General features: G+C 63.0%; 22 protein-coding genes and 1 tRNA gene. 8 read left to right on the plus strand and 15 right to left on the minus strand.

Going from position 1 to position 24,727, the window contains the following annotated elements:
* Positions 1 to 13 precede the first annotated feature (13 nt).
* The 3 genes from VBE63_RS02765 to VBE63_RS02775 are packed head-to-tail and all read left to right on the plus strand — an operon-like array spanning position 14 to position 3,136.
* Positions 14 to 1,219, plus strand: coding sequence for a sulfotransferase (locus VBE63_RS02765; RefSeq protein WP_323681466.1), 1,206 nt, complete (start codon positions 14 to 16; stop codon positions 1,217 to 1,219).
* Complete coding sequence (locus tag VBE63_RS02770; protein ID WP_323681467.1) at positions 1,213 to 2,397, plus strand: glycosyltransferase; 1,185 nt, start codon at positions 1,213 to 1,215, stop codon at positions 2,395 to 2,397. The genes VBE63_RS02765 and VBE63_RS02770 overlap by 7 nt, the downstream gene beginning before the upstream one ends.
* Positions 2,384 to 3,136 carry a polysaccharide deacetylase family protein gene (locus VBE63_RS02775; RefSeq protein WP_323681468.1) on the plus strand — a complete coding sequence of 251 codons (753 nt, stop codon included), beginning with the start codon at positions 2,384 to 2,386 and terminating at the stop codon, positions 3,134 to 3,136. Before VBE63_RS02770 ends, VBE63_RS02775 begins: the two co-directional genes overlap by 14 nt.
* Before the next feature lie 16 nt (positions 3,137 to 3,152).
* Here the strand turns inward: VBE63_RS02775 and VBE63_RS02780 are convergent, their stop codons facing one another.
* Positions 3,153 to 3,647 carry a low molecular weight protein-tyrosine-phosphatase gene (locus VBE63_RS02780; RefSeq protein ID WP_323681469.1) on the minus strand — a complete coding sequence of 165 codons (495 nt, stop codon included), beginning with the start codon at positions 3,645 to 3,647 and terminating at the stop codon, positions 3,153 to 3,155.
* Positions 3,648 to 3,800: 153 nt separating this feature from the next.
* Between VBE63_RS02780 and VBE63_RS02785 the strand changes: the two genes are divergently transcribed.
* Both VBE63_RS02785 and VBE63_RS02790 read left to right on the plus strand, forming a co-directional pair.
* Entirely contained in the window at positions 3,801 to 4,310 is a 510-nt protein-coding gene (locus VBE63_RS02785) for a zinc ribbon domain-containing protein (protein ID WP_323681470.1), read from the plus strand.
* 744 nt (positions 4,311 to 5,054) lie between these two features.
* Positions 5,055 to 5,345 carry a hypothetical protein gene (locus tag VBE63_RS02790; protein WP_323681471.1) on the plus strand — a complete coding sequence of 97 codons (291 nt, stop codon included), beginning with the start codon at positions 5,055 to 5,057 and terminating at the stop codon, positions 5,343 to 5,345.
* Positions 5,346 to 5,425: 80 nt separating this feature from the next.
* On the opposite strand, the gene kdsB is transcribed toward VBE63_RS02790, so the two are convergent.
* The 8 genes from kdsB to VBE63_RS02830 all read right to left on the minus strand — a co-directional run bounded on the left by kdsB (position 5,426) and on the right by VBE63_RS02830 (position 14,940).
* Positions 5,426 to 6,211, minus strand: coding sequence for a 3-deoxy-manno-octulosonate cytidylyltransferase (gene kdsB, locus VBE63_RS02795; protein WP_323681472.1), 786 nt, complete (start codon positions 6,209 to 6,211; stop codon positions 5,426 to 5,428).
* Positions 6,212 to 6,270: 59 nt separating this feature from the next.
* Complete coding sequence (gene lpxK, locus VBE63_RS02800; RefSeq protein WP_416274497.1) at positions 6,271 to 7,347, minus strand: tetraacyldisaccharide 4'-kinase; 1,077 nt, start codon at positions 7,345 to 7,347, stop codon at positions 6,271 to 6,273.
* Positions 7,348 to 7,426: 79 nt separating this feature from the next.
* On the minus strand, positions 7,427 to 9,196 hold the full coding sequence (gene msbA, locus VBE63_RS02805; protein ID WP_323681474.1) for a lipid A export permease/ATP-binding protein MsbA: 1,770 nt from the start codon (positions 9,194 to 9,196) through the stop codon (positions 7,427 to 7,429).
* Positions 9,193 to 9,747, minus strand: coding sequence for a biopolymer transporter ExbD (locus tag VBE63_RS02810; protein WP_323681475.1), 555 nt, complete (start codon positions 9,745 to 9,747; stop codon positions 9,193 to 9,195). Before VBE63_RS02810 ends, msbA begins: the two co-directional genes overlap by 4 nt.
* Positions 9,744 to 10,373 (minus strand): MotA/TolQ/ExbB proton channel family protein, encoded by a 630-nt coding sequence (locus VBE63_RS02815; protein ID WP_323681476.1) that lies wholly within the window; start codon positions 10,371 to 10,373, stop codon positions 9,744 to 9,746. The genes VBE63_RS02810 and VBE63_RS02815 overlap by 4 nt, the downstream gene beginning before the upstream one ends.
* Before the next feature lie 131 nt (positions 10,374 to 10,504).
* Complete coding sequence (locus VBE63_RS02820) at positions 10,505 to 12,979, minus strand: DNA internalization-related competence protein ComEC/Rec2 (RefSeq protein WP_323681477.1); 2,475 nt, start codon at positions 12,977 to 12,979, stop codon at positions 10,505 to 10,507.
* Entirely contained in the window at positions 12,951 to 13,703 is a 753-nt protein-coding gene (locus VBE63_RS02825) for an ABC transporter ATP-binding protein (protein ID WP_323681478.1), read from the minus strand. Before VBE63_RS02825 ends, VBE63_RS02820 begins: the two co-directional genes overlap by 29 nt.
* Positions 13,696 to 14,940: a lipoprotein-releasing ABC transporter permease subunit gene (locus VBE63_RS02830; protein WP_323681479.1), complete on the minus strand. Its 1,245-nt coding sequence runs from the start codon at positions 14,938 to 14,940 to the stop codon at positions 13,696 to 13,698. Before VBE63_RS02830 ends, VBE63_RS02825 begins: the two co-directional genes overlap by 8 nt.
* Positions 14,941 to 15,129: 189 nt before the next feature.
* On the opposite strand from VBE63_RS02830, the gene pyk reads away from it, so the two are divergent.
* The 3 genes from pyk to VBE63_RS02845 all read left to right on the plus strand — a co-directional run bounded on the left by pyk (position 15,130) and on the right by VBE63_RS02845 (position 17,952).
* The gene (gene pyk, locus VBE63_RS02835) at positions 15,130 to 16,578 is read left to right on the plus strand and encodes a pyruvate kinase (RefSeq protein WP_323681480.1); all 1,449 of its coding nucleotides are present in this window, start codon (positions 15,130 to 15,132) and stop codon (positions 16,576 to 16,578) included.
* 198 nt (positions 16,579 to 16,776) lie between these two features.
* Positions 16,777 to 17,703, plus strand: a complete 927-nt coding sequence (locus VBE63_RS02840; RefSeq protein WP_323681481.1) for an alpha/beta hydrolase — start codon at positions 16,777 to 16,779, stop codon at positions 17,701 to 17,703.
* Positions 17,704 to 17,877: 174 nt separating this feature from the next.
* A tRNA-Val gene (locus VBE63_RS02845) sits at positions 17,878 to 17,952 on the plus strand.
* Positions 17,953 to 18,136: 184 nt separating this feature from the next.
* On the opposite strand, the gene VBE63_RS02850 is transcribed toward VBE63_RS02845, so the two are convergent.
* The 6 genes from VBE63_RS02850 to VBE63_RS02875 are packed head-to-tail and all read right to left on the minus strand — an operon-like array spanning position 18,137 to position 24,727.
* Positions 18,137 to 18,457 carry a hypothetical protein gene (locus VBE63_RS02850; protein WP_323681482.1) on the minus strand — a complete coding sequence of 107 codons (321 nt, stop codon included), beginning with the start codon at positions 18,455 to 18,457 and terminating at the stop codon, positions 18,137 to 18,139.
* Between the two features lie 2 nt (positions 18,458 to 18,459).
* Positions 18,460 to 19,239 (minus strand): DUF6064 family protein, encoded by a 780-nt coding sequence (locus VBE63_RS02855; protein ID WP_323681483.1) that lies wholly within the window; start codon positions 19,237 to 19,239, stop codon positions 18,460 to 18,462.
* Positions 19,240 to 19,272: 33 nt separating this feature from the next.
* Complete coding sequence (locus tag VBE63_RS02860) at positions 19,273 to 20,193, minus strand: aldo/keto reductase (protein WP_323681484.1); 921 nt, start codon at positions 20,191 to 20,193, stop codon at positions 19,273 to 19,275.
* A 42-nt stretch (positions 20,194 to 20,235) separates the two neighbouring features.
* Positions 20,236 to 21,735 carry a proton-conducting transporter membrane subunit gene (locus tag VBE63_RS02865; RefSeq protein ID WP_323681485.1) on the minus strand — a complete coding sequence of 500 codons (1,500 nt, stop codon included), beginning with the start codon at positions 21,733 to 21,735 and terminating at the stop codon, positions 20,236 to 20,238.
* Positions 21,732 to 23,255, minus strand: a complete 1,524-nt coding sequence (locus VBE63_RS02870; protein ID WP_323681486.1) for a complex I subunit 5 family protein — start codon at positions 23,253 to 23,255, stop codon at positions 21,732 to 21,734. The genes VBE63_RS02865 and VBE63_RS02870 overlap by 4 nt, the downstream gene beginning before the upstream one ends.
* Positions 23,252 to 24,727, minus strand: coding sequence for a complex I subunit 5 family protein (locus VBE63_RS02875; protein ID WP_323681487.1), 1,476 nt, complete (start codon positions 24,725 to 24,727; stop codon positions 23,252 to 23,254). Before VBE63_RS02875 ends, VBE63_RS02870 begins: the two co-directional genes overlap by 4 nt.

Consider the following 24,727-nt stretch of genomic DNA (forward strand, 5'->3'; position numbering starts at 1 on the left):
GAATACAGTTGCCATGCTTGAGCTTTTCCTCATCTCGACCAAGCGCTTCATCGGCCTGATGGGCTCGAGTCTGACCGCCTCTCCAGACGGCCATGCCGCCTTGAGGCCGCGGCGGCTGTTGATCATGCTCGGTTTCCTGCCGATCTTTGCATTCGGCCAGGCGCTGCACTGGCTTGGTTTCCTGCTCGATGATCTGTTCTTCCGCGGCTGGCGCCGGGTGCGAGTGGAGGCGCCTCTGTTCGTGCTCGGCGTCCCTCGCAGTGGCACCACGCGCTTGCATCAGGTGCTGGCTCAGGATGAGCAGTTCACAACCTTTCGGACCTGGGAATGCCTGTTTGCCCCATCGGTCACGCAGCGGCTGTTCTTCCGCGCGCTTGCGCGTGCCGATCGGGCCATTGGCGCGCCAATGGCTCGGCTGCTGAGCAGGCTCGAGCGGCGGGTCTTCGCTGGGCTCGATGATGTGCATCCAATGGGATTGACCACGCCGGAAGAGGACTACTTCGCGCTGATGCCGGTCCTCTCCTGTTTCATCCTGGCGCTGCCGTTCCCGCAGTTTAAGCACATCTGGCGCGTCGGTCGCTTCGATGCTGATCTCGAGCCGGCTGAGCGCGAGCGCCTGCTCGATTTTTATGAGTCCTGTCTCAAGCGCCATCTCTATGTGCAAGGCGACGGGAAACGCCTGCTGTCAAAGAACGCGGCCTTTGCGTCGATGGCACAGAGTCTCGCCCAGCGCTTTCCGGATGCCCGCTTCATTGTCAGTCTTCGTGATCCGCTCGAGACCCTTCCCTCTCAGCTCAGCTCGATTGAGGCCGGCCTGGCCTTCTTCGGTGTGCCGGCGGATAGCGAGCCGGTGCGTCAACGACTGACCGCCCAGCTCGCCTTTTACTACGAGAACCTGGATCGGCTACGTGAACAACTTCCAGCGTCGCGGCATGCGGCGCTTGGCATGCAAGACTTGCGCGGCGGTCTCGGCAAGACCCTAAAAGAGGTCTACGAACGCTTTGCGCTGCCAGTCTCAGCGGACTTTGATCTGGTGCTCGCGCAGGAAGATCGCCGGGCACGGAGCTACAAGAGCAGCCATCATTACAGCCTCGAGCAGTTCGGCCTGACCCCGGCCTCGGTCTCGGAGCGCTTCGCGGCGGCTTATCGGCATCCAGTGCTGGCGTCGGCAGTGGCACCGCGCACCGCGGTGGCTGAGGCTCGGACAGCAACATGCTGAACACCGCTCAGCCAGCAGCGCCGACCGCGACCCTCGATGTCGCTCGGATGCAAGCCGCCGATGCACGCGGACTTCGAGTGGCCATCATCTCGGATGCCGCGCCGGAGCGTAATGGCGTCGGCACCTACTATCGAGATCTGGCCGAACACCTGAAGGCCGCCGGGGCCAAGGTCGAGTTGATCTCGCCCCGCTACCGCGCCGGCCGCTGGCACGGTGGTTTAGCGATGCCGATGCCAGGTGATCCTACGCAGCGTTTTCTGATCCCTTGGCCGAAGCTCATCCTTCGGCGGCTCAAACGGCTTGACCCGAATGCCATCATCATCCCGACACCAGGCCCCTATGCAATGCTCGGTCTGCTGTTTGTGCGTCGCTCCCCAGCGCGGTTGGTGGTGGGCTTCCACACCCATTTCGAGCGCTTGGCCGCACTCAACAATCACTGGCGCCTGTTTGGCATGCTCGCCCAGACCTATCTGAACAACTGCCATCGCGCCCTGTTCAAATCGAGCCACTTGGTGCTGGCGAATTCGCACGAGATGCTGGACGTCGCGCGTTCAATCGGCGCGTCCAAGGTCGGCCTCATGGGCACCCCGATACCGAAGCAGTTTCTGGATGTGCCGGTCAGTCCGCTGCGCCCCCGGATCGAACAGGTGCTGTTCGCCGGACGCTTGGCCCCGGAGAAGAATCTGGGTGCCGTGATCGAGGCCGCCGAAGCCTTGCCGCAACTGAATTTCCAGATCGCCGGAGATGGCCCGCTGCGTGATTGGGTCCAACAAGAGGCCGCCCGCCTGCCGAATCTCGACTACGTTGGTTGGGTCCGACGCCAAGCGATTCTGCCCCTGATCGATCGCACCGATCTCTTGGTGCTGCCATCGACGATCGAGTCCTTTGGCACGATCGCCCTCGAGGCGATGGCCCGCGGACGTTTAGTCGTGGTCTCATCGCAGTGCGGTATCCTGAGCTGGGACCAGCTCAATCGCGCGCTCTTCCAGATGCGTGACGATGAAACGCTCTCTAGCACACTGACACGCGTGTGTGCGCTGGACCAGGAGATGCTCGAGCACCAGGCCTCGCTTGGGCGCGAGGCGGCGCGGCAGATCAACGATCGTAATCTGCATCACTGGCTCTCGGTGCTGCGCGACCAAGACCCGCAAGGCCTGGAGCAGTATGAAAGCCGTTGATCAGGTATCGCGAGTCACCAATGCCGCCTTGCCAAAGGCGTTAATCTCGGTGCACGACCTGATGCCGGAGACCCTGCCGGCGGTGCTGCAGATCGTCAAGCGGCTAGAGCAACATCAGCTGGCGCCGGTCACCTTGCTGGTCGTGCCTGGCCGCAACTGGAGCCGCAAGTGCATCGAAACCCTCCGCAGCCTAGAGCGTGAGGGCTACACACTGGCTGGTCATGGTTGGCAGCACCAGGCGGAGCGGATCGGTGGCCTCTACCACCGCCTGCATAGCCTCTTGCTATCGCGCCAGGTAGCCGAGCATCTGGCGCTCGATGAGGCGGGGATCATCGCACTGATCAATCGCTGCCACGCCTGGTTCGCTGAGCAGGGGCTGAGGCCGCCAAGGCTCTACGTGCCGCCGGCATGGGCGATGGGTCGCATCTCGCTTGCACGACTGCGCGAGGCCTGCCCCTTTTCGCTCTACGAAGGGTTCGACGGGATCATCGACAGCGCTGCCGAACGCACCCAACCCCTGCCCCTCACCGGCTATGAGGCAGATAACGCGCTGCGCGCGCCCGTGTTACGGCTCTGGAATCGCTGGAACTGGCATCAGGCGAGGAGCCGCAACCTGCCGATCCGAATCGGCATCCATCCTGGTGATCTCGAGCTCAGGCTTGCCGATGATCTCAAGCGGGATCTGTCAGGGTCGATGAGACCCATCGATTACGACAGCCTGCTCAGCACGACGGGCTAAGGGAAACGGGCTGGGCTTAAACAGACCCGAGCCGCTCGCGGCGAATCGCCTCAAGAAGCCCGCGCGCCGCCTCATCCACCATATCGAAGACCACCTCGAAGCCATTGGCGCCGCCATAATAGGGATCAGGCACCTCGCGGATCTTCAGATGTGGTGCGTAATCCATGAACAGCTTGAGCCGGTCCTCGAAGCCTGGCGGACAGAGCGAGGAGAGCGCCCGGTGGTTATCCTGGTCCATCGCCAGCACATAATCGAACCGCTCAAAGTCCTCAGCCACGGCCCTGCGCGCGCGCTGGCGGGAAAGATCGATCCCGCGCCGCTGCGCCGTGTCCCGCGCGCGCGGGTCTGGCGGCTCGCCAACATGGTAGGCATGGGTTCCTGCCGAATCGACCTCGATCAGCGGCGATAAACCCTCCTCGATCACGAGCTTGGTAAACACCCCCTGCGCCGTCGGCGATCTGCAGATATTACCCATGCAGCAGAAAAGGACACGGATAAGTTTTTGATTCATAAGCGTTTTTAGAGGTTTTCGTTTCGGAGATTGCGGAAATTAGAGCGTTTAGCGTAGCAGTAAAATCAACTGCATACATGCTGGTTTTGGATGGCTTGGCACTCGGGATGCGATACCCTAAACCGGCCACAACGATAGAAAACAGGAGTCATCATGAGCAAACTCACCCCCTGCAAGACCTGCGGCCATCAGATCGCCAAGAAGGCCAAGACCTGCCCGAGCTGCGGCGCAAAGAACAAGCCGCCAACCAGCGTCGCCGCCTGGTTCGCGTTGTTCCTGATCATCGCCGTTACCCTCTCGGCCATGTTTGCTGAGCCGCCGAGCGAGGAGCAACGCGAAGCCGCCAAGGCCGAGCGCGAAGTCGCCAAACGCCCAATCGCCGGCACGATGACCGAGCGCGACATCTGCCAGACCGCTGGATATCTGATTCGTCGCAGTCTTAGCACGGCTTTCAAGACCATCAACGTCCCCTGCTCGGTCACCGCAAAAGGTGACGGCGAGGTCGAGGTCGAGTCAGGCTACAGAACACCCGAGGCGATGGGGGAGCGCCTGCTCACCTATACCGCACAAGGCGTCGTCAACGGTGACACGCTTCGGTTGAACACGATCCGGGTTCATGGGGTCGATGACGAGCCGATCGATTTTGCCGAGTTTGGATTTTGAGCCACGCCAACACAAACCAGGACTAACTATGAAAGCCAACATCAGACTACACCTCGGACAGAACAACTCAGTCGCCATCGATGGCCTAGAGCTCGCCAACCGCATCGGCATGATGGAAGTAGTCGCGCGACCCGGTGTGTATCCGACCTTGACCCTGGCCTTGCAGTTGAACGAGACGAACATCAGCGCAGAGCGATCTATGAATCGCTCAAGGAGAAGTACAAAGGAAATGGCGCTAAGGCCCAGCCGCAACAGACTCACTCACACTCACGCTGCTCACGCTCGTATCACTGACCCGGCTTTCAAGCCGGGTATCGCTCAATGCTGTAGCCAATGATCGGGATCGGAACAAACCCGAGAGAGCAAGCATCTTGGCAGCAGCGGTCTTTCGAGGCCCAGCGCACCATGGTAGTGCAGGAACTGCTTTGCTTGATCCAATTGTTACCCACTCGCACCCCTTTGTTTGCAGGGTTATACAGGCCGTCTCGCACGATCACAACCCATCGCAGGCTGCCAGACCAATGCATAGACGAGCTGGGATGCCGACACGTCAAGTTGGCACTGATTCTGCTTCGATCTCATTGAGGCGGAAACCTCCCTCTCTGCTATTTCCGTCCTCTGACCTCCTCAGTGGTGAATTGCCCCGCGATCTCGCGGGGCATTTTTTTTGCTCGCCGCAGCAACCATCTCCTACTCGTTGCCATCCTCTCTGCCATCCTCTGGATATGATGCTCGAGAATGCTGATGACCCATGACGCCTTTACCCAACACTTGCGAGCGCTCATCGGGCGTGACTGCCTCTACTTTGGCCGTGACTGCCGAATCGTCGAGATCCTTGGTGACAGTGATCCAGATCAGGGACACCTGGTCCTTGAGGCCTTTGATGTAGTTCCGCCTATCCAGACCGACCAGTTCGGTCAGGCGGTGTTCCGCGCCAATGAGCACATCGAGGTTCCGATCCATGGTCCAGAGGGCGAATTTTCCGAGGAGCTGATGCATCTGCTCGACGGACTTGAGGCTGGGGCTTTAGGCTAGCCAGTAAGCTAACGGGTCCGTTAACCGGTACGCTAGGCTGGCAGGCTAACCGATGGACGTGATCAGAGTCGAGGTTGTGCCTATTGCCTCGCCTTCAGCCAGCGCGTGGCTTGAAGAACGTCGTCTGGGGTATCCACCCCCGGACCAGGCAAGGTCTCCGCCTCAGAGACATGGATGCGCTCTCCATGCCAGAGCACCCGCAACTGCTCTAACGACTCGGCCTGCTCAAGCACAGACGGGGGCCAGGCGAGATAACGCGCGAGAAAGCAAGCACGGTAGGCGTAGAGCCCGATGTGGCGCAGAAAGGGCACACCACTGGGTAGCAGCGTCTGATCGCGCGAGAATTGGTCGCGATGCCAAGGGACAGGCGCTCGGGTGAAATACAGCGCATAGCCGTTACGATCAGTGACCACTTTGACGACCTGTGGATCGAATAGGGAATTGGCGTCCTCGATCGGGCAAGCCAAGGTTGAGAGGCCGGCATCGGGATGCTGGACCAACCCGCGCGCCACCTGATCGATCAGCGCCGGCGAGATCCCAGGCTCATCGCCCTGCAGGTTGACGATGATCTCCCCTGCTGCCCAACCACGGCGCTCGACAACCTCGGCGATTCGCTCCGAGCCGCTCCTGTGGTCAGCGCGCGTCATCACCACCTTGGCACCCAAGTCTGTGCAGACTTCGGCGATCCGTGCATCGTCCGTCGCGATCAACACCTCGTCGGCTGAGCTGGCGCACGCACGCTCCCAAACCCAGCCAATCATGGGCTTGCCGGCAATTTGGATCAGTGGCTTGCCCGGCAGGCGGGTAGCGCCATAGCGAGCCGGGATCACCACGCGAAAGGGTTGCGTTAGGCGTTCTGTGCTCATTGATCCTATCCACCTATTCACTGCTAATGACGCCGATTCCACTGGGTTCCTCACCGATCTTACTCAATCGGCGCCAGCGTTCGTCCCAGCGCCTGATTCAACCTTCCCTCTAACGCCCGGATGAAACGCGGCTCGGGCAGGGCTGTCACCGGCACGCACCAATGGGCTGGTCCCGCGAAGTCCCGACATTTGACCGCATCCTTCTCTGTCATCAACACCGGACCCTCAGGCCAGGTCTGGAGATCAGCGGCGCGATAGCGATAATGGTCAGGATAGGGCCGAGGCCGTATTTGCAGGCCAAGGCCCCGCAGCATGGCGAAGAAGCGCTGTGGATTGCCGATCCCAGCAACCGCGGTCACCTGCTGTCCCGCGAAGTCGGCCAGCGGTCGTCGCAATGCCGAATCAACTAGGCTCAGGGCATCAGCAGGCTGCAGCCGCATGCGATACCTGTCGCTTTCTAGCATGGCGCCAGGATCGCTGATTCCAGGACGGCTGAGCGGAGCATCCCTGACGCCAGAGCCTTGGCTGCCGCCGTTCTCGATCAGCAAATCGACCCTGCGCCCGCGGCTCACCGGCTCGCGGAGCGGCCCCGCCGGCAAACAACGGCGATTGCCGAAACCACGCTCGCCATCCACCACCAGGATCTCGAGCTGACGCTGCAGCCGGTAATGCTGCAGGCCGTCGTCGGTCACCACCAGATCACAGTCGCAGTGTTCGGCGAGCTGACGCGCCGCCGCGACGCGATCACGCCCGACCATCACCGGACAGCCAGCGCGCCGGGCCAGCAGTACCGGCTCATCACCAAACCGGCTGGCCTCGCCATCGGTCGGGACCTGCTGCGGTAGCTCCCGGGATGTCCGCTGCCGCCCATAACCGCGCAGCGCGATGCCAGGTCGATAGCCGCGCTCGGCCAAGTAGCGCGCTAGCCAGAGCACCAAGGGGGTCTTTCCGGTGCCGCCAACGCTGAGGTTGCCAACCACGATGACCGGAACAGGGGCCGAATAGGAGGCCAGCCAGCCACGTTGATAGAGCCAGCGACGCAGCTGTGCAAAACCGCAGTAGAGCCCGCCGAGCGGCGCCAGCCAAAGGCCAAGCCAATGGCCCTGATACCAAACCCGCTCCGGCAGCCTGCGCAGCAGTGGGTGCTGGAAGCGGTCTTGGTGCTCCCTGACAGGAGCCTGCTCGGGCTCAGGCCCTTTCGCTCGGGCGCGCACGCTACAAGGCCGGCTCGATCCCAGCGTCCGCGAACTGCATCCGATGCAGACGGGCATAGTAGCCGCCGCGGGCGATCAACTCGGCATGCGTGCCGCGCTCGACGATGCGGCCTGCGTCCAGGACCAGGATTTCGTCGACGTGCTCGATGGTCGACAGCCGATGCGCGATCACCAGCGTGGTGCGATGCTCCATCAGTGCCGCCAGCGCAGCCTGGATATGACGCTCGGCCTCGGTATCCAGTGCCGATGTGGCCTCATCGAGCACCAGGATCGGGGCATCCTTGAGCATCGCACGGGCAATCGCGACGCGTTGGCGCTGTCCGCCCGAAAGCAGGATACCGCGATCCCCGACCAAGGTATCCAGGCCCTTCGGCAAGGCGTTGATGAAGTCGGCCGCGTGGGCGGCCTCGGCAACACGCTCCAGCTCGGACCGGCTCGCACCGCCCTTGAGTCCATAGGCAATATTGTTGGCCAGGGTATCGTTGAACAGCACCACATCCTGAGTCACCAGCGAGATCTGCGCGCGCAGGCTGGCCAGGGTCAGGTCGCGAATATCCACAGCATCGATCAGGATCTGGCCTTCGGTTGGATCGTAGAAACGAGGTAACAGGCTCGCAATGGTCGACTTACCACTGCCTGAGCGACCAACCAGCGCGATGCTTCGCCCGGGCTCGATGATCAGATTCAGATCCTCAAGCACGGCGCCCTTCTCCGGATCATAGACATGGGTGACGCCGCGATATTCCACCCGACCCTCGGCACACACCATCACCCGCTGACCGCTGTCGCTCTCGATCTCGCTGTCGATCAGCTCGAACAGGCTCTCGGCAGCAACAATGCCGCGCTGCAGATGCGAATTCACCGAGGTCAGCCGTTTCACTGGCGGCAGCAGGAGCCCCATGGCGACGATGAACGACATGAAGGTGCCCACGGTGATGTCCTCCCGCAAGCCTTGCAGCGTCGATAGATAGACAATGATGCTGATCGCGATCGCCGCGATCAGCTGCACCAACGGTACGCTGATCGAGTCGGTGGCGACAATCTTCATCTGCAGCGAGCGGGTCTTCTCGTTCACCGCGGCGAAGCGCCGGGACTCGAACGCCTCTCCACCGAACGCCTTGACCACCCGGTGCGCATCGATCACCTCTTGTGCCGCCTGCGAGAGCAAGCCCATGCGCTCTTGCACCCGCCTGCCGTAACGGCGAAAGCGCTTGGTCGCGTATTGGATCGCCAGTACCATCGCCGGCGCCACCAGCAGGAAGATCGCCGAGAGCGCGGCATCGATGTAGAGCATGTAGAGGATCAGCGCTAGGGCCGTGAAGCCATCGCGAACCAGCGTCGTCAGTGCCGTGGTCGAGGCCGTTGCAACGTTCTCGACATTGAACGTGAACTTGGCAACAAGCTGGCCGGAACCCTGCTGGTCGTAATAACGCGCGGGTGAGCGCAGCAGATGCTCGAACATCTGCTGGCGCAGATCGGCCACCACCCGCCGCCCGACCCATTTCAGACAGTAGGTATTCACAAAGCCAGCAATACCACGCACTAAAAAGATGCCTATCAGCAGGATGGGCATCAGCCGCACCACGTCGGGATCGCGATCGACAAAGCTGCCATCCAACAGGGGCTTGATCATCGCCGCGAACAGCGGCTCGGTGAGCCCAAACACCAGCATGCCAGCGATCGAGATCGCGAACATCTTCCAATACGGGCGCACATAGTCGAGTAAGCGCCGATAGATCTCGCGGGCGGAGGCCTCCCCCGGCGAACTCATTGGTCGGCCTCCAGCGCTGAACTCGGCTGGTGCACCCGTCCCTGGTCCCCTGTCTGCTGTCCAGTCTGGCCGCCTGCTTGGTCGAGCCCCTGCTGCGGCGCTAGCCCTGGCACTAGGCTCGGCACCGAGCGCATGGCTTGAGTCTGGCTGGCCGCGAAGGCAACCTGGCTCAGGCCGAGCTGACCGGCGGCATCCAGTACCCGCATCACCGCCTGATGCTCTGCCTTGGCATCGGCCTTGATCAGGACAGGAACCCCGCGCTCGGCGCCAACCGCGCCGACCAGTGCCTGCTTGAGTGTCTCCAGATCAGTTCCGTTGACCCTTTGTGCATTGACATAAAAACGCCCGGCCCGATCGATCATCACCTCGACCAGCTCGATCTCTTCTGGCACGACGGCCTCGGCATCGGCCTCAGGCAGCTGCAGGCGTACCCGACCCTCGTCACGGAAGCTGGTGGTGACCATGAAGAAGATCAGCAGCAGGAAGACGACGTCGATCAAGGGGGTCAGATTGATCTCGGGCGTTTCGGGTCGATGCGGACGCAGATTCAAGGCGTCTCTCCATCTGTGGCCTCACGATCGCCCTGCATCACCTCGATCAGCCGCAGTGCCTGCTCTTCCATGCCGACCACCAGCTTATCGACCCGACTGACAAAATAGCGATGGAACATCAGTGACGGAATGGCGATCGAGAGACCGGCGGCGGTGGTGATCAGCGCCTGTGAGATACCGCCCGCGAGCACACCCGGATCGCCGACCCCCGCGTCCATGATCACCGCAAACACATCGATCATGCCGATCACAGTCCCTAGCAGTCCAAGCAGCGGGGTCACGGCAGCAATGGTCCCGAGCGCGCTGAGGTAGCGATCCATCCCGGAGACGACGTACCGGCCTGTATCCTGAATGGCCTCCTTCATGATCTCGCGCCGGTGAAACCGGTTCACCAGTCCTGCGGCGAGCATCCGTCCTAACGCCGAGCCCTGTCGAATCTGTTCAATCCGCTGATCGTCAAGCTGATTGGTACGCTCTAGCTCCCAGATCTGCATCACCAGTCCATCCGGCATGATCCGCTTGCGGCCTAAGGCCCAGAAGCGCTCGATCACAATGGCCATCGCGGCAACCGAGCACAGCAAGATTGGCACCATCAGCCAGCCACCAGCCTTCATCAGATCGAGCACTAGGGGGTTACCTCGGGACGCAAGTGAGCCAACAACATCGGGTGGCCATCATAACGCACTGCAAACGCATCAGGCCGAGTCGGCAGTGGCTCTTGGGGATATTCCAGCGGGCTTGGAGACGGCCAGATGGGCTAGGGCCCAGCGGACATATCAGGCATGGCAGGCGCAGGGCGATGGCGCCAGAGCCGATCCGCACGCTCTCGATAGGGCCGCGCCATGCGGAGCTCACCACTGGGGTCAAGCGACAGCTCAATGGCACCCGCGCTGGCGGTGTCCAGACTTGCGGCACCCGACGCGGCCACACGCGCACGCACGGGCGGCGAGGGAAAGCCGAAGCGATTCTTCCAGCCCATCGAGAACAGCACCCACTGCGGCGAAACGGCATCGAGGAAAGGCTGAGTGGTCGAGCTTGCACTACCATGGTGCGCCGCGACCAGGATCTCTGAGCGCAATGCATCGCCCTTGCGCTGCAGCAGGCTTCGCTCAACCGCGGCCTCGGCATCGCCAGGCCAGAGCAGCGCGGTCTTGCCAAGCGCAATGCGGAGCACGCAGGAGCTATTGTTGCCGGACTCAATCGGCTCCGTCGGATGCAGGATCTCGAAGTCGACGGCATCCCAGTGCCAGCGTTGCCCAGCGAGACAGGTCTCGACGCGCACCGGCTCAGCCCCAGCCTTGGCATCAGGATCTCGTCCAGTCGATCGGGTTCCGGCGCGATCCGCCGGCGCCGCCGCATCGGAAGCTTGAAGCAGCTTCTCGAGCTGATCAGGCTCGCCGCTCAGGATGCGTTGAGCCCTCACCGAATCCAGTAGCCCCCGCACCCCGCCGGCGTGATCCTGATCCGCGTGCGAGATCATCAGCAGATCGATCCGGCGAATACCGAGATGTCGCAGGTAGGGCGCAACCACCGCCTCGCCGGTGTTGAAACCGCTGCGAAAGCCCGGCCCGGTATCATAGACCAGCGTATGTCGATGGGTTCGGATCACCGCCGCGAGCCCTTGTCCAACGTCCAGCAGCGCCACCTGAAGCGTTCCTGGCGCGGGAGCAGCTGGACGCAACAGCCAAAGCGGCAACAGCAAGATCAGCCCCAGCCAGCGCCCTGGCAGGCCGCGAGGTGCCAGCAACAGCAAGGCGCCGAGTCCAGCGATCAGCCAAACCCAGTCTGGCCGCCCGCCCAGCGTCACGCTGGCCCAAGGCAGAGAGGCAGCGCTCACGAGCAGGCTATAGCCCTGGCTCAGTAGCCCACTGACAGCGACCAGCGGGGATGCCCAACCCGTGGCCAAGAACGCCAGGCTGGCGATGAGGATCACCGGCAGGCATAGCCCGAACAGGGGCACCGCGACCAGATTGACCAGCGGCGCAATCAATGAGGCACGACCAAAGAACGCGATCAGGAGCGGTAACAGGCCCAGCGCCACCGCCCATTGAGCGGCACCCCAGCGTGCGATCCAGCCGGGTGGTCCGAGCCTCCAGCCGAGCGCGTAGAGCAGCACACCAACGGCGCCAAACGAGAGCCAGAAGCCATAGTCCAGCACCGCTGCCGGATCGATCAGCAGCACCGCGGCCAGCGCCACCGCCACGGCGCTTGAAGGGCGCAGGGTGCGACCAGCCATGATCGCGACCAACACCACCGCTAGCATCACCAAGGCACGCTGCGTCGACACCGAAAACCCAGCCAAGGCGGCATAGCCGAAGGCGGCAAGCAGGGCCGGCAGCGCCGCCGCGCGCGGCGCAGCGATACGCAGCGCCAAGCCCGGAACGCGCGCCCAGAGGCGCCGAGCGAGGACGAAGATCGCTGCCGAGACGAGCCCGACATGGAGCCCCGAGATCGCGATCAGATGCGAGGTTCCGGTGCGCGAGAAGACCGTCCATTGCGAAGGGTTGAGTCCACTGCGGTCGCCGATCACCAGGGCTGGGATCAAGGCCGCGCCGACACCACTCGGCAGCGCTTGGTACAGGCGCTCGCGCAGCCGCTGACGCCATCGGCTCAGCCAATAGCCCCCTGCACCGGCTGCTAACTGTTGTGGTCTGTCCTGCATGCGCACATAACCGGTGGCCTTGACCTGCTGCCGGAACAGCCAGCGCTCATAGTCGAAGCCACCGGGATTGATGAAGCCATGTGGAGGCTTGAGCCGAGCCTTGAACTGCCAGCGCTCGCCGGCCAGAAGCGGCGGCGCCTGCTGATACCAAGACAACCGCACCCGCCCCTTGAACGGGATCGGGGTGCCGGCGTCGAGCGTCTGCTCGACATCGAACAGAAACCGGGTTCTCTCAGTCGTGGCATCGGGTAGCGAAGCGATGCGACCGATCAGGGTCAGATCCTGCTGCGCAAGGGCGTCTGGAAAGGGCGCACACAGCAGCGAGCAGGCCCAGAGATGCGACCAGCAAAAGCCGAGGGCGAGCACCACCAAGGGCCAGTCGATCCGATGCAGCAGCCGGCCAACAGCCGCCAGCACCAGCAGCACCACAACCGCGAGATGAGGTGGTGGCTCAGCGGCCAGGAAATAGCTGCCGACCCCCAGGGCAAAGCCCAGGCTAATGGCGACAGGTCCAGCCCTTGGCCTGGCTGCAAAGCGCCTGTTATGCGGCCTCGACCAGTCGGCCTTCATCCAGACGCCAGACCTGATCGGTGCGCGCCGCCAGTGAGGGATCATGGGTGACGATGATGATGCTGGTGCCGATCTCGGCATTGAGCTCAAGCATCAGATCATAGACGCCCTCGGCGGTATGCCGATCAAGATTCCCGGTCGGCTCATCGGCGAGCACGCAGGCGGGTCGGGTCACGAGTGCCCGGGCAATAGCCGCGCGCTGGCGCTCACCGCCGGAGAGCTCAGACGGCTTGTGCAGCTCACGATGGCTCAGCCCAACGCGGCCGAGCATCGCTGCGGCCTGCGCTTGCGCCTCCGCCGGCTCAGTACCGCGGATCAACAGCGGCATGGCGACATTCTCAAGCGCGGTGAACTCCGGCAGCAGATGATGGAACTGATAGACAAAGCCGAGCTGGCGATTGCGACGCTCGCCGCGCACCCGCTCCGAGAGTCGCATCACCGCTTCACCCGACCAGAGCACCTCGCCGGCACTCGGCTGCTCAAGGCCACCAAGACAGTGCAACATGGTGCTCTTGCCCGAGCCCGAGGCACCGATAATGGCCATGCGCAAACCGGCAGGCACCACCAAATCGATCCCTCGCAACACCTCGACGTCGATCGGCCCCTGGCGAAAACGCTTGCTAACGCCGCGCGCCTCTAAGACCGGACTGACCGTCGCCTGACGAATGCCCCCCACCTGCGCCGCGCCTGCCGCTGCAGTGCCTACTCCTCTCTGTTCATTCATAGCGCAGAGCCTCGGCAGGGTCTGTCCGTGCCGCTCGCCAAGCCGGGTAGAGCGTTGCCACCAGGCTCATCAGAAAGGCACCGAGTCCGATCCGAATCACATCCGCGGCGCGGACATCCGATGGCAGCACGCTGATGTAATAGATGCTCGGGTCGAGGAAATGGACATCGAACAGCCTCTCGATGAAGGCCACGATCGACTCGACATTCCAGCCGAGCAAGACCCCACCAACCATCCCGAGTAAGGTGCCGAAGACGCCGATCGCGGTGCCTTGCACCATAAAGATCGCCATGATCCGGCCTGGTGAGGCGCCCAATGTGCGCAGCACGGCGATATCAGCGCGTTTATCGGTCACTACCATGACCAGGGTCGAGACGATATTGAAGGCGGCCACGGCGACGATCAGGAACAGGATGATGGACATCATTCGCTTCTCGGTGCGCAACGCGGCAAAGAAGTTGCGATGCACTTGCGTCCAGTCCGAGACCCGATACAGTCCATCGAGCGAATATTGCAGCTCGCGCGCAATCATCGGTGCCTCCCACATATCGGTCAGCTTCAGCCGCACGCCCTCGGCGGCATCGCCCAAGCGCAGCAAGCGTGCTGCATCCTCCATGTGCATAAAGCCAGCCCCGCGGTCGTAATCGGACATGCCGACCTCGAACAGACCAACCACCGTAAAGGCCTTCAAGCGCGGCATCACGCCGACGGGAGTCGCATTCAGCTGAGGCGTGACGACCGTCACCTTATCCCCTACCCCGACCCCCAACACGGCCGCCAGCTCGCGACCGAGGATGATCTTGAACCCGCCAGCGACCAGTGAATCGACCGATCCCAAGACCATGTCTTGTCGCAGATTTGAAACCGCGTCCTCCTCGGCCGGCAAGATGCCACGCAGCAAGGCGGCTTGCGTGCGGCCAGCGTTCATCAGCATCGACTGGATCTCGACGAAGGGTGCGGCGCCAATCACCTGCGGATGCTGACTCAGCTCATCGACCAGCTCCTGCCAATCACGGATCCCGCTCGGATCGGACAGGGTGGCATGCGAGGCCATGCCCAGAATGCGCACCTGGATCTCCTTGTGAAACCCGTTCATCACCGAGAGCACGACGATGAGCGCCACGATCCCGAGCATGATCCCGAGCATCGAGATCAGCGAGATGAAGGAGATGAAATGGTTGCGCCGACGCGCGCGGGTGTAGCGCAGGCCGACGAACAGCGAGAAGGGTCGAAACATGGGCGCGGATTAGACCAGAAACGGAGCCTTCAGGATACCAGCGATCGGGTCAGCGGCCACCCATCAGCCATCAGCTACCAAGCTGAACGAGCATCCAGCATCCCGTCAAAAAGTGGCAAAGCCTTTGCTTTAGACTGTTTCCAATCCACCCTGGCACGTCGCCGCCTGCTGTACCACGAGTTCCATCTCATGCTCATCCCTAACCGAAAAACCAAGATCGTCGCAACCATCGGCCCAGCCTCCGACCAACCCGAGGTGCTGCGTGCCCTGATCCGCGCGGGTCTCGATGTCGCCCGCCTCAATTTCTCGCATGGCAACCCGGATTATCACGCCGGGCTGATCACCGCAATCCGCGCGGCCGCGCTCGAGGTCGGTCGCCGGGTCGCGATCATGGGCGACCTACCCGGCCCCAAGATGCGCATCGGCGATCTCGACCAGGAGCCGATCGAACTGGTGCGCGATCAACCCTTCACGCTCACCACCGAGCCTGGCATCGGCCAAGCCGATCGTGTCAGCATCACCTTCCCCGGCCTGCCGGCGGCGGTGAAGCCAGGCGATCGGCTCTTCCTGAACGACGGCTTCATCCTACTCAAGGTGGTCGAGGTCACCGAGACCGATGTGGTTTGCAATGTGCGCGCGGGTGGAGAGCTGCGTTCACGCAAGGGCCTGAATCTACCCGGCATCGATCTCGGGATCTCCGCCTTCACCGAGGATGACCATCAGTGGCTACGCTTTGCTGCTGAGTATCGGATCGATGCGGTGAGCCAATCGTTCGTTGCGAACGCCGCCGACATCGACGCGGTACGCAAGGCCGCCAAGACCCTCGACTACGCCCCCTTCATCATTGCCAAGATCGAGCGCGCCTCGGCGCTGGATAACCTGGATGAGATTCTCGACGCCGCTGACGGCATCATGGTCGCCCGCGGCGACCTCGGCGTCGAGATCCCGATCGAGACCATTGCCGTCGCCCAGCGGCGCATCACCGAGCAGGCCAACCTGCGCGGCAAGCCAGTGATCACCGCCACCCAGATGCTCGAGTCGATGGTCACACTGCGCCGTCCAACGCGCGCGGAGGCCACCGATGTCGCCAACGCCATCCTCGGGGGCACCGACTGCGTCATGCTCTCGGCCGAGTCTGCCATGGGCCGTTTTCCGGTCGAATCGGTCGAGATGCTCGCCGCCATCGCTGCCGCCATCGAGCCGGAGCGGGATAACCGCCTGCTTGCGCAGGCCCTGGGCGCCTATGGCAACGGCGGCCCACTGCGCGCCGTGGATCTGATCGCCCGCAGCGTCTATCACACCGTCGAGCGCAGCGCCCCGCAAGCGGTCGTGGTCCCGACCCGCAGCGGCAACACCGCCCGCAGCATCGCCCGCTTCCGACTCCCCTGCTGGGTGGTGGCCCTCAGCCCAACGCCGAGCACCAGCCAAGCACTCAAGTTTTCCTATGGTGTGCTCGCCGTCGATGTCGAGAGCGATCTGCCGGATTGGAGCGAATATGTGCGCAGCTGGCTCGCCGACAAAGGCATCAATGATGGCTTGGTGCTGCTGACTCAGGGACCATCGGAAGAACATCCTTGCGGCAACCATCGGCTCGAGATCATGGAGCTGAGCCCAGAGCGAAATCCAGCCTGCCAATGAGCCAGCATGCCTTGGTTCATCGGCTCGAAGCCTACATTCACAGCTGGGTAACGCCCCAATCCGTAGGATGGGCAAAGCGCAGCCCGCACATCTATGCAGAGACTGGCGGATGAGGACGCTCCTCTCGAGTGGAGGACTACCCACAGCTGCTCTGGCAAACGCCCCTCTTCGCCCGCAACGCACAGGATCATCGACACAGTGACTGGATCAGACACACCGCCACTCGAGCAGCTCGAGATGGCCATCGCGGCGTCGGGACGGCGCATTGCCTTCTCGCAGTTCGGCGACCCAGCGGGAACCCCCCTGTTCTATGTGCATGGGTTTCCGAGCTCGCGGCGTGAAGCCTGGCTACTGCATGCCGTCGCCTGCGCGCTTGGCGTGCGCCTCATCAGCCTCGACCGGCCCGGCTATGGAGACAGCGACCCCGCCCCTGGACAATTACTCAGCGACTGGCCCGATGACCTGCTCTGCGTCGCCGATCAGCTTGGCCTCGAGCGTTTCGGGCTGATCGGCGTCTCTGGCGGCGGTCCCTACGTGCTGGCTTGCGCTTGGCGGCTCGCTCAGCCTGAGGCGCAAGGATTGCAAGGACGCATAACCGCCTGCGGCTTGGTTTGCCCACTCGGGCCGATCTATCGCGACGAGCAGCTTGAGCAGATGCATTGGGCCGCGCGGGCGAATCTGCGCATCGGCCAACAGGCGCAATGGCTCGGCGACCTGATCTTTGGCGGCCCCACCACGATGCTGCTCGAGCATTGGCCATCCCTGGTCGAGCATACCCGCAGCCTCGCCGCCCCAGCCGCCGACCGCGCCGTGCTCGCCGACGCCGAGACCGCCGCCATCCTCAATCGCACCATCGCCGATGCCATGCGTAACGGCGCCCCTGGCGCCCGCCGGGATCTGTACCTCTACACCCACGATTGGGGAATTCCCTTAGAGCAGATCGACCGACCGATCCGCATCTGGCATGGCCAAGCCGACGGCACCGTCCCCATCGAACATGCGCGCTGGTACGCCGAGCAGCTCCCCAACGCCCAGCTCACCGAGCTGCCGGATGAGGGGCATTACTCGGTCCCATTTCGCTATAGTCGCCAGATCCTCAGCGAGCTGATTAAGTCTGCTGCTTGAGACCCCGATCTTTTCAACAGAGGCTCGCTGCCCGCAGCCCAGAGAGCACTGCCTTCACACGGCAGGGGGCGCTGGTTTCGAGTTCCGCAGTGCCGACCTGCGCAAAACGACCTGCTGTTCGATTTGACCGCCAGCCAAGCGCCCGCTATGCTTCGCGGTCTATCCCGCATTCTAGGGCGCGTAGCTCAGTGGGAGAGCACTGCCTTCACACGGCAGGGGTCGCTGGTTCGAACCCAGCCGCGCCCACCAAACTCCCAAGACGATCAGTCTCGCAAGAGGCTCGCTTCAGCGAGCCTCTTGTCGTTTGAGTCCAAATCACCAATGTACCGCTGCTCCCAGCATTGAGGAAGGCGGCCAGTGTCTTGAGTACTGGCGAGACTGACATCAGCCGGCTGCTTCCCAGGCCTGTGCGAGCCCGTCCTGACTTCAGCGCCTAGCCCGGAAGAACCTTGTCCTTCACCTGCTCATAATCGAGGTTGATAAGCCGTCCCGACAGCCCTGCAATGGCGTCCTTATCGAACTCAAGCGGATTCCCTTCCGGGTCAGTGATGCCGCTCAGCGATACTCTGACGCTCGGCACCTCCAAACTGACGGCGACAAAGGCGCCCTCAACGAGAATGGCATCGTCCTGACCACGCGTGAAACGGGTGATGCCGTTGTCGCGGGTGAATTCCCGCCTCTCACCCTCGCAAAGTGCATCGCAGACCCGATACAGAACATCGAGGAACGCTACATCGTCGTGTTGTCTCGCCATACCTAATCCAGCATCTCGTCGATCGATCGTTGTTGATCCCTGTCAGTCTGCCAGCTCAGCAAGGCCGCGGCCAGGCCAATAAGAACCGCCACGCCAGGCAGCGACCAAAGTGGGTCACCCAGCCCTAACTGCAGCAGACTCACGACCAGACACCAGAGCAGAGGGATGGGCATCAGCAGCAGCGAGCATCGCGGAGCGAGCACTGCCACAAGACCCAATGTTCCGATCGCGGTCGGGGTTGCGGCACTGCCGAAGAGCGAGAGCCCCGGCCAAGGGCGCCCTGCGGCAAGCTCGATCAGCGGTAGCAGCAGGACGGCAAACACCAGCATCCCATAGCCAAGCCAGAAACCTAGCGGAGACCGATCGGCCAGTCCCTGTGCTGCCAACCGAGGCGCCAGCAAGCGAGGCGCCAAGCCAGGGCTCAAGCCAGGAGACAAGCCGGGGCTCCAGCCAGGCCCTGAACAGACGGCAGTGGCGAGCAAGAGCCCGCTTTGCAGCGCGAAGGCGATCGCGAACAACTCGCCAGCCCAGAGCAGCGGTGCCAGGGTTTGCAGCTGGTAAGCCCAGCTGATCCAGAGCCAGCAGAGGCCAAGACCGAGGAGCACCAAGCGCAGACGCCTGGGCCTGGGTCGCCAAAGCAGGAGCACGGCGAGTACGCCGATTCCGAAGCCAACCACAATGACAGCGCTGAAGCGCGCGTTGTAGAGCACCCCCAGCCGTTGATAGGTCTCGAGCGAGAACGGCAGAAAATCACTCAGTACGTAGCTCGACCATTCAGCCATCGGGTCTGCCTGGGCCAGATTGATCCTACGCTTTCAGAGCGCCGCGAAGTCCTGTGCCATCCGCTGCCGCAGCGCCTTATCCGGCAACGGCTCGCTGGCAGCGGCCATGTTCTCACGCATGTGTGCCACCTGACTCGTGGCCGGGATCGCGCAGGTGATCGCCGGATGGGCGACGATGAATTTGAGCAAGGCCTGCGCCCAATGCTCGCAGCCAATCTCAGCGGCCCAGCCCGGCAGCGGATGACCTTCAACGCGGTGGATGAGCGCCTTGCCCTGGAAGGGTCGATTGGCAATCACCGCGATCCTGCGCTCTTGCGCCAAAGGCAATAGGCGTTGCTCGGCCTCCCGATCGACGATGTTATAGGTGAGCTGGACGAAGTCGATGGGCTCATCACGCATAATCTGCTCAAGCTCGCGATGGCGACGGCCGTGCGAGGTGGTGATGCCGATGTAACGCACAGACCCCTCGGCCTTCATCTGCTTCAGCGTCTCGAGATGCGCCTGCCAGGCGAGCAGGTTGTGGATCTGCAGCAGGTCGAACCGCTCAACACCCCAGAGACGGCTCGATTCGGCGATCTCGATCGGCCCCGCCGGGCCGGAGCTGGTCCAGACCTTGGTTGCCGCGAACAGGCCCTGGGTATCATCTAGCCGCGGCAGCACGCGCCCGAGCACCGCTTCCGCTGATCCGTACATCGGCGAGGAATCGATCATGCCGCCACCAGCGGCAAAGAAGGCGCGCAGGATCTCGGTCCGGATCGCCAGCGCCGCGGGATCATCGCCCACGTTGAAGGTGATCCAGGTGCCCATGCCGATCACCGGTAGCGGTTCGCCACTCGCCGGGATCGGCTTAGTCAAGGGCAGACGTTCAGAGGCCGTAGCCCAGCGAGGCCCGGCGATTGCCGTTACCGCGGCGAGCTGTAGGAAGCCGCGTCGGTTGAGTGTGATCTTGGCCAATGGACTCGTCTCCAAACGCTATCGATTGAACGCGATTGAACGCTATCGAAAGCGCCGCAGCAGCCAATGCGCGACGACGATCAACAGATCGCCGGGCGGTACTTGCGGGCGCCGCGCCAACCAGGGTGCGAGCAAGGCGCTAAAGGTCGCGGCAACGATCAGCGCCACGGCAGCCCGTGGCGCCGAGACGGGGGCATAGCATGCTGCGGCCAGCGGTTCGCTGAGCGGCGCGATCATCGTCCCAGCAGCGACCAGCAGGGCCCAACCGGCTGCCATCAGGCTCAGCGTGACCGGCCGGCTGGGTTCAATCGCCTGCAAGGTCTCGGTGCCGCGCGACCCTGCCCAGAGCAACCGCCCCAACAGTCCACCAAACAACCCACAAGCGGCGATCATGAAGCCGTTTTCGGTCTCGAACGCCAACACCCCGGTCATGCTGAGTAGCGCATCGATCAGCAAGAGTAGTGTAAACCCGTTCAGCAGCCAGTCCAGCCAGAGGTGTTTCGACCAGCGCCGTGCGCCCTGCACCAGCAGCGCCGCTAACGCCAGCCCGGCTTGGCCCAAGGCCAGCGCCATGGCCAGCGCGCGCGCTTCGGCTTCGGCGGCGGGCATCAGCCTGCCCAGCTCGCCACCGGCCATAGTCAGCAGCAGCAGCCAGAATCCGCTGAGGCCGCAGAGCGTATAACCCAACAAGGCCCGCCGCCCGCTTTGCAGCAGCCCTAGCAGCACGGCAAGCCCCAGACCCGTCAGCGCGATCCAGGCCAGCAGCAGCCTTGCATCGGCACCCGACAGGGCCCCCGGCGCCAGCAGCCGCAGCCAGGGCAGCAGGCCAGCAGCCAGCACGAAGCCGATCAACATCGGACTCAGCTCGACCGCCGCGCCGGAGAGCAGGCGTGGCAGCCAGGCGTGCAGACCAAACACCGCGGCCTTCGCGCCAAAGCCAAGCAAGGTGAGCAGGAGCAAGACCAGGCTCCCGCCAATCGCGGCACTGGGTGCGGTCGCTGGCGCCAGGCTCAGTCCAATACCGCCCTTCACTAGCAGCAACAGCAGCTCGAACAACAAGAGATCGCTGAGTACCAGCAACACCACGAAGGCACGCGCGCCAGGTTGTCTGACCGCGAGGCCATAGAGTGCATAACCGCTGACTGTCGAGGCGAGCAGGAACACCACCAGATTGCCTGCAACGATCAGCCCGAGGCTGCCACTCATCGCCAACAAGAACAACAATGCCCGACCACGGCGACGCAGCCGGTCGCCAGCGAGCCAGCCAGCGATCAGCCACAACAGCGCCAGTAGCACCAGAAAGGGACGCCCGATGGGGTCGATCATCAGGCTACTGCCCAGCAGCAGTTGCGGCAGAAACAGCTCGGTTTGCGGCGCACTCAGGCCTGCGAGCAGGGCCGGCAGCACCGCCCAGGGTGCCAGCACACCCATGATGCTGGCCAGCCGCGGAAACGCCAGCAGGCCGGCTAAGGTCAAGGGTGTAACCAGCACCAGCAGGGGCGCCCACTGCCCCAGGGTCGCCAGCAGCGAGGCAACACTCATGGCTGATAGAACTCGCGCTCGGCGATCAGTCGTGCCCATTCCAAAGGCGTGAAGGGCATCGACGCGAATAGGCCGATCATCAGCGATAGCGCGGCCGTGACCAGCGGCGGCAACAGCAGCAGCCAAGCGGTCTCTTTGCCACCGAAATCCCGCTCATCCGGCCAGGTTTCAGGCGGCTCGCAGAACCAGGCCCGGTGCAGGATCGGCAGGAAATAGGCCGCATTCAACAGGCTGCTGCCGGCGAGCACGAACAGCGGCCAATGCAGACCGGCCTCGAGCCCGCCGAGGCCCAGATACCACTTGCTGATGAAGCCGGCCACCGGCGGCAGGCCGATCATGCCGAACACACCGATGCTAAAGGCGAGCATGGTCCAGGGCATGCGCCGGCCGACGCCATTCATCTCGCTGACCTGATGGATGCCCAGGGTCTCAGCGAGGTTGCCGGCGCAGAAAAACAGTGTGATCTTCATCACCCCCTGATGCACCAGATGCACCAGACCACCGACCGTTGCCAAGGGGCCAACAATGGCAACCCCGAGCACGATATAGGAGACTTGACTAATGGTTGAGAAAGCCAACCGCCGTTTGAGGTTGTCCTGAAACAGCGCGCGTAGCGAGCCGTAGAGGATGGTGAACGCCGCCACCAGCGCCAGCGGCTTGGTCACGCCCAGTTCGGCCGCAACTTCGACGCCAAAGACATCGTAGACGATCAGCACGATGCCAAAGGCACCCGCCTTCACCACCGCCACCGCATGCAGGAGCGCGCTGACCGGCGCTGGCGCCACCATCGCCCGCGGCAGCCAGCTGTGCAAAGGCACCAGCGCTGCCTTGACGCCAACACCGATGATCAGCAGCACGAAGATGGCGATCAGCGACCAACGATGGCTCTCGACCAGATCGGCGACGAAGCCACGGGTGGTGAACGTCAGGGTGCCGGCGAGTGTGTACAGCCAGACGGTACCTGCCAGCAACAGCGCGCCAGCAATCAGAGTATGAGCGAGATAGATCTGCCCCGCGCGGCGCGCCTCCTCCGTGCCCCGATGCACCACCAGCGGATAGGTGGTCAGCGTCAGCAGCTCGAAAAAGAGCAGGAAGGTCAGCAGATTGCCGGCCATCGCCACGCCAACGGTCGCAGTAACGCAAAGGCTGAAGAAGCCAAAAAAACGGCTGCGATTCGGCGAGCCTTCCAGGTAGCCAATCGCATAGAGCGTCGTCAGCAGCCAGAGTCCAGCGGAAAGCGCCAAGAACAGCAGTGACAGCGGCCGCACCCGCAGCACCAGATCCAACCCCGGTAGCAAGGGTAGACTGGCCGCGTACTGTTGTTGATGAAACACCCCCCAGAGCATCGCGCTGACCAGCATCAGCTTGAGCAAGGAGCCGCTCAGATTGAGCAGCGTGCGGGTCCAATAGTGGCGCTCAGCAAGGAAGAAGATGATCAGCCCAGGGATCAGCGAGCTGGCCAGCACCAGCAGCGGTAGCCAGGCATTGGGCGGCAGGGCGGCGTCGAGGGTTGGCATCATTGCGCGCCAACCTCGAGCAAAGGCCAAACCCAGGGCGCGGCAAAGCCGAGCAGGATGGCGCCAAAGGCGAGCAGCAAGGCGCTCCATTGCATCGCTGCCGGTACTGACTCCCCTTCTTGAGCAATCTTGGTCGGGGTAAAGGCGTAGCCGACCACTTTGAATACATAACCAGCCGCCAGTACGCCGCCCAAGAGCACGACTAGCGCCAGTCCCCAGCGGCCTTGGCTGAAGGCGGCTTCGAGCAGCAGCCACTTGCCGATGAAGCCGCCGCTCGGCGGCAGCCCCATGATACTGATGCCGCCAAGCACGAAGGCGGTCAGGGTCAAGGGCAGCCGCTGCACCGCGCGATCAAGATCGGCGATGCGGTCATGACCAGCGAAGCGCAGCAGACTGCCGGTGCTGAGGAACATGGCGGCCTTGGCGAGGCCGTGCGCCAAGGCCAGGTACAGCGCGGCTTGCCAGGCGACTTTGGTCATGGCCGAGGTCCTGTCTATGGCGTCACCCGCGAGCGGAAAGGCCAGGAACAGATAGCCAATCTGTGCCACCGTCGAATAGGCAATCAGCCATTTCAACTGGCGCTGGCGCAATGCCTGCACCGAGCCCCAGAGCACGGCCGCGACGCCGAGCAGCCCCAGCAGCTCGGGCAACAACAGCGATACTGGCCCAGCGAGCCCACTGAACAGTTCAAGCCACAAGCGCAACAGCAAGTAGAACGACGCCTTGATCACCAAGGCCGAGAGCAAGGCACTCACCGGCGCCGGGGCGCTTCCATGTGCAGGTGGCAGCCAGAAGTGAAACGGAAACAATGCCGTTTTCAGCAACAAACCCGTTGCCATCGCCAAGGCTGCGCTGTAGACGAGCGTACCGGCTTCGATGCGCTCACCAAGTAAGGCGATGTCAAGGGTTCCCTCGCCGTGGTAGAGCAAAGTCACCCCGAGCAGATAGGCCGCGGAGCCGAGCAGGCTCACAAACAGATAACGCATGGCTGCATTGAGCGCTGTCGCGCTGCCGCTGAGCGCGGTCAGCGCCGCTGCCGACAGCCCCAGCACCTCGAGCATGACGTAGAGGTTGAATAGATCCGCCGACAGATAAAGTCCGTTCAACGCGGTCCACAGCAGCAGCCAGAGCGGCCAGAACCAGCGACGCTGCTCTGGATGCTCGGCAAAGTACGCCAAGGCATAGACGCTAACACCAAGCCCCACGAGCGCGGTCATCAACAGCAGCGCCGCGCTCAGCCCATCGGCCCAGAGATCGATGCCCAGTGGCGCCCCCCAGCCACCAATCGCCAGCCGTAGCGGCCCATCGCTGAGCAGACTCTGCACCAAGCCCAGGGTTGCAAGCAGGATCAAGGCTGCGGCCAAGCAGCCTAGCCAGTTTGCAGAACGGGGTAGGAGAAAGCTGACCAAGGCCGCCAGCAGCGGCACAAACACCAGTGCGGCGGCCCAATCGGCGCCGCTTAACAGCATCGGCAT

Source organism: Lamprobacter sp., from assembly GCF_034860625.1.
Classification (GTDB): Bacteria; Pseudomonadota; Gammaproteobacteria; order Chromatiales; family Chromatiaceae; genus Lamprobacter.

What these genes read in the sequence shown, in the direction of transcription:
- VBE63_RS02765 (WP_323681466.1), top strand. Translation starts at nt 14, where the DNA reads ATGCTTGAGCTTTTCCTCATCTCGACCAAGCGCTTCATCGGCCTGATG.
- VBE63_RS02770 (WP_323681467.1), top strand. Translation starts at nt 1,213, where the DNA reads ATGCTGAACACCGCTCAGCCAGCAGCGCCGACCGCGACCCTCGATGTC.
- VBE63_RS02775 (WP_323681468.1), top strand. Translation starts at nt 2,384, where the DNA reads ATGAAAGCCGTTGATCAGGTATCGCGAGTCACCAATGCCGCCTTGCCA.
- VBE63_RS02780 (WP_323681469.1), bottom strand. Translation starts at nt 3,647, where the DNA reads ATGAATCAAAAACTTATCCGTGTCCTTTTCTGCTGCATGGGTAATATC.
- VBE63_RS02785 (WP_323681470.1), top strand. Translation starts at nt 3,801, where the DNA reads ATGAGCAAACTCACCCCCTGCAAGACCTGCGGCCATCAGATCGCCAAG.
- VBE63_RS02790 (WP_323681471.1), top strand. Translation starts at nt 5,055, where the DNA reads ATGACCCATGACGCCTTTACCCAACACTTGCGAGCGCTCATCGGGCGT.
- kdsB (WP_323681472.1), bottom strand. Translation starts at nt 6,211, where the DNA reads ATGAGCACAGAACGCCTAACGCAACCCTTTCGCGTGGTGATCCCGGCT.
- msbA (WP_323681474.1), bottom strand. Translation starts at nt 9,196, where the DNA reads ATGAGTTCGCCGGGGGAGGCCTCCGCCCGCGAGATCTATCGGCGCTTA.
- VBE63_RS02820 (WP_323681477.1), bottom strand. Translation starts at nt 12,979, where the DNA reads ATGAAGGCCGACTGGTCGAGGCCGCATAACAGGCGCTTTGCAGCCAGG.
- VBE63_RS02825 (WP_323681478.1), bottom strand. Translation starts at nt 13,703, where the DNA reads ATGAATGAACAGAGAGGAGTAGGCACTGCAGCGGCAGGCGCGGCGCAG.
- VBE63_RS02830 (WP_323681479.1), bottom strand. Translation starts at nt 14,940, where the DNA reads ATGTTTCGACCCTTCTCGCTGTTCGTCGGCCTGCGCTACACCCGCGCG.
- pyk (WP_323681480.1), top strand. Translation starts at nt 15,130, where the DNA reads ATGCTCATCCCTAACCGAAAAACCAAGATCGTCGCAACCATCGGCCCA.
- VBE63_RS02850 (WP_323681482.1), bottom strand. Translation starts at nt 18,457, where the DNA reads ATGGCGAGACAACACGACGATGTAGCGTTCCTCGATGTTCTGTATCGG.
- VBE63_RS02855 (WP_323681483.1), bottom strand. Translation starts at nt 19,239, where the DNA reads ATGGCTGAATGGTCGAGCTACGTACTGAGTGATTTTCTGCCGTTCTCG.
- VBE63_RS02865 (WP_323681485.1), bottom strand. Translation starts at nt 21,735, where the DNA reads ATGAGTGTTGCCTCGCTGCTGGCGACCCTGGGGCAGTGGGCGCCCCTG.
- VBE63_RS02870 (WP_323681486.1), bottom strand. Translation starts at nt 23,255, where the DNA reads ATGATGCCAACCCTCGACGCCGCCCTGCCGCCCAATGCCTGGCTACCG.
- VBE63_RS02875 (WP_323681487.1), bottom strand. Translation starts at nt 24,727, where the DNA reads ATGCCGATGCTGTTAAGCGGCGCCGATTGGGCCGCCGCACTGGTGTTT.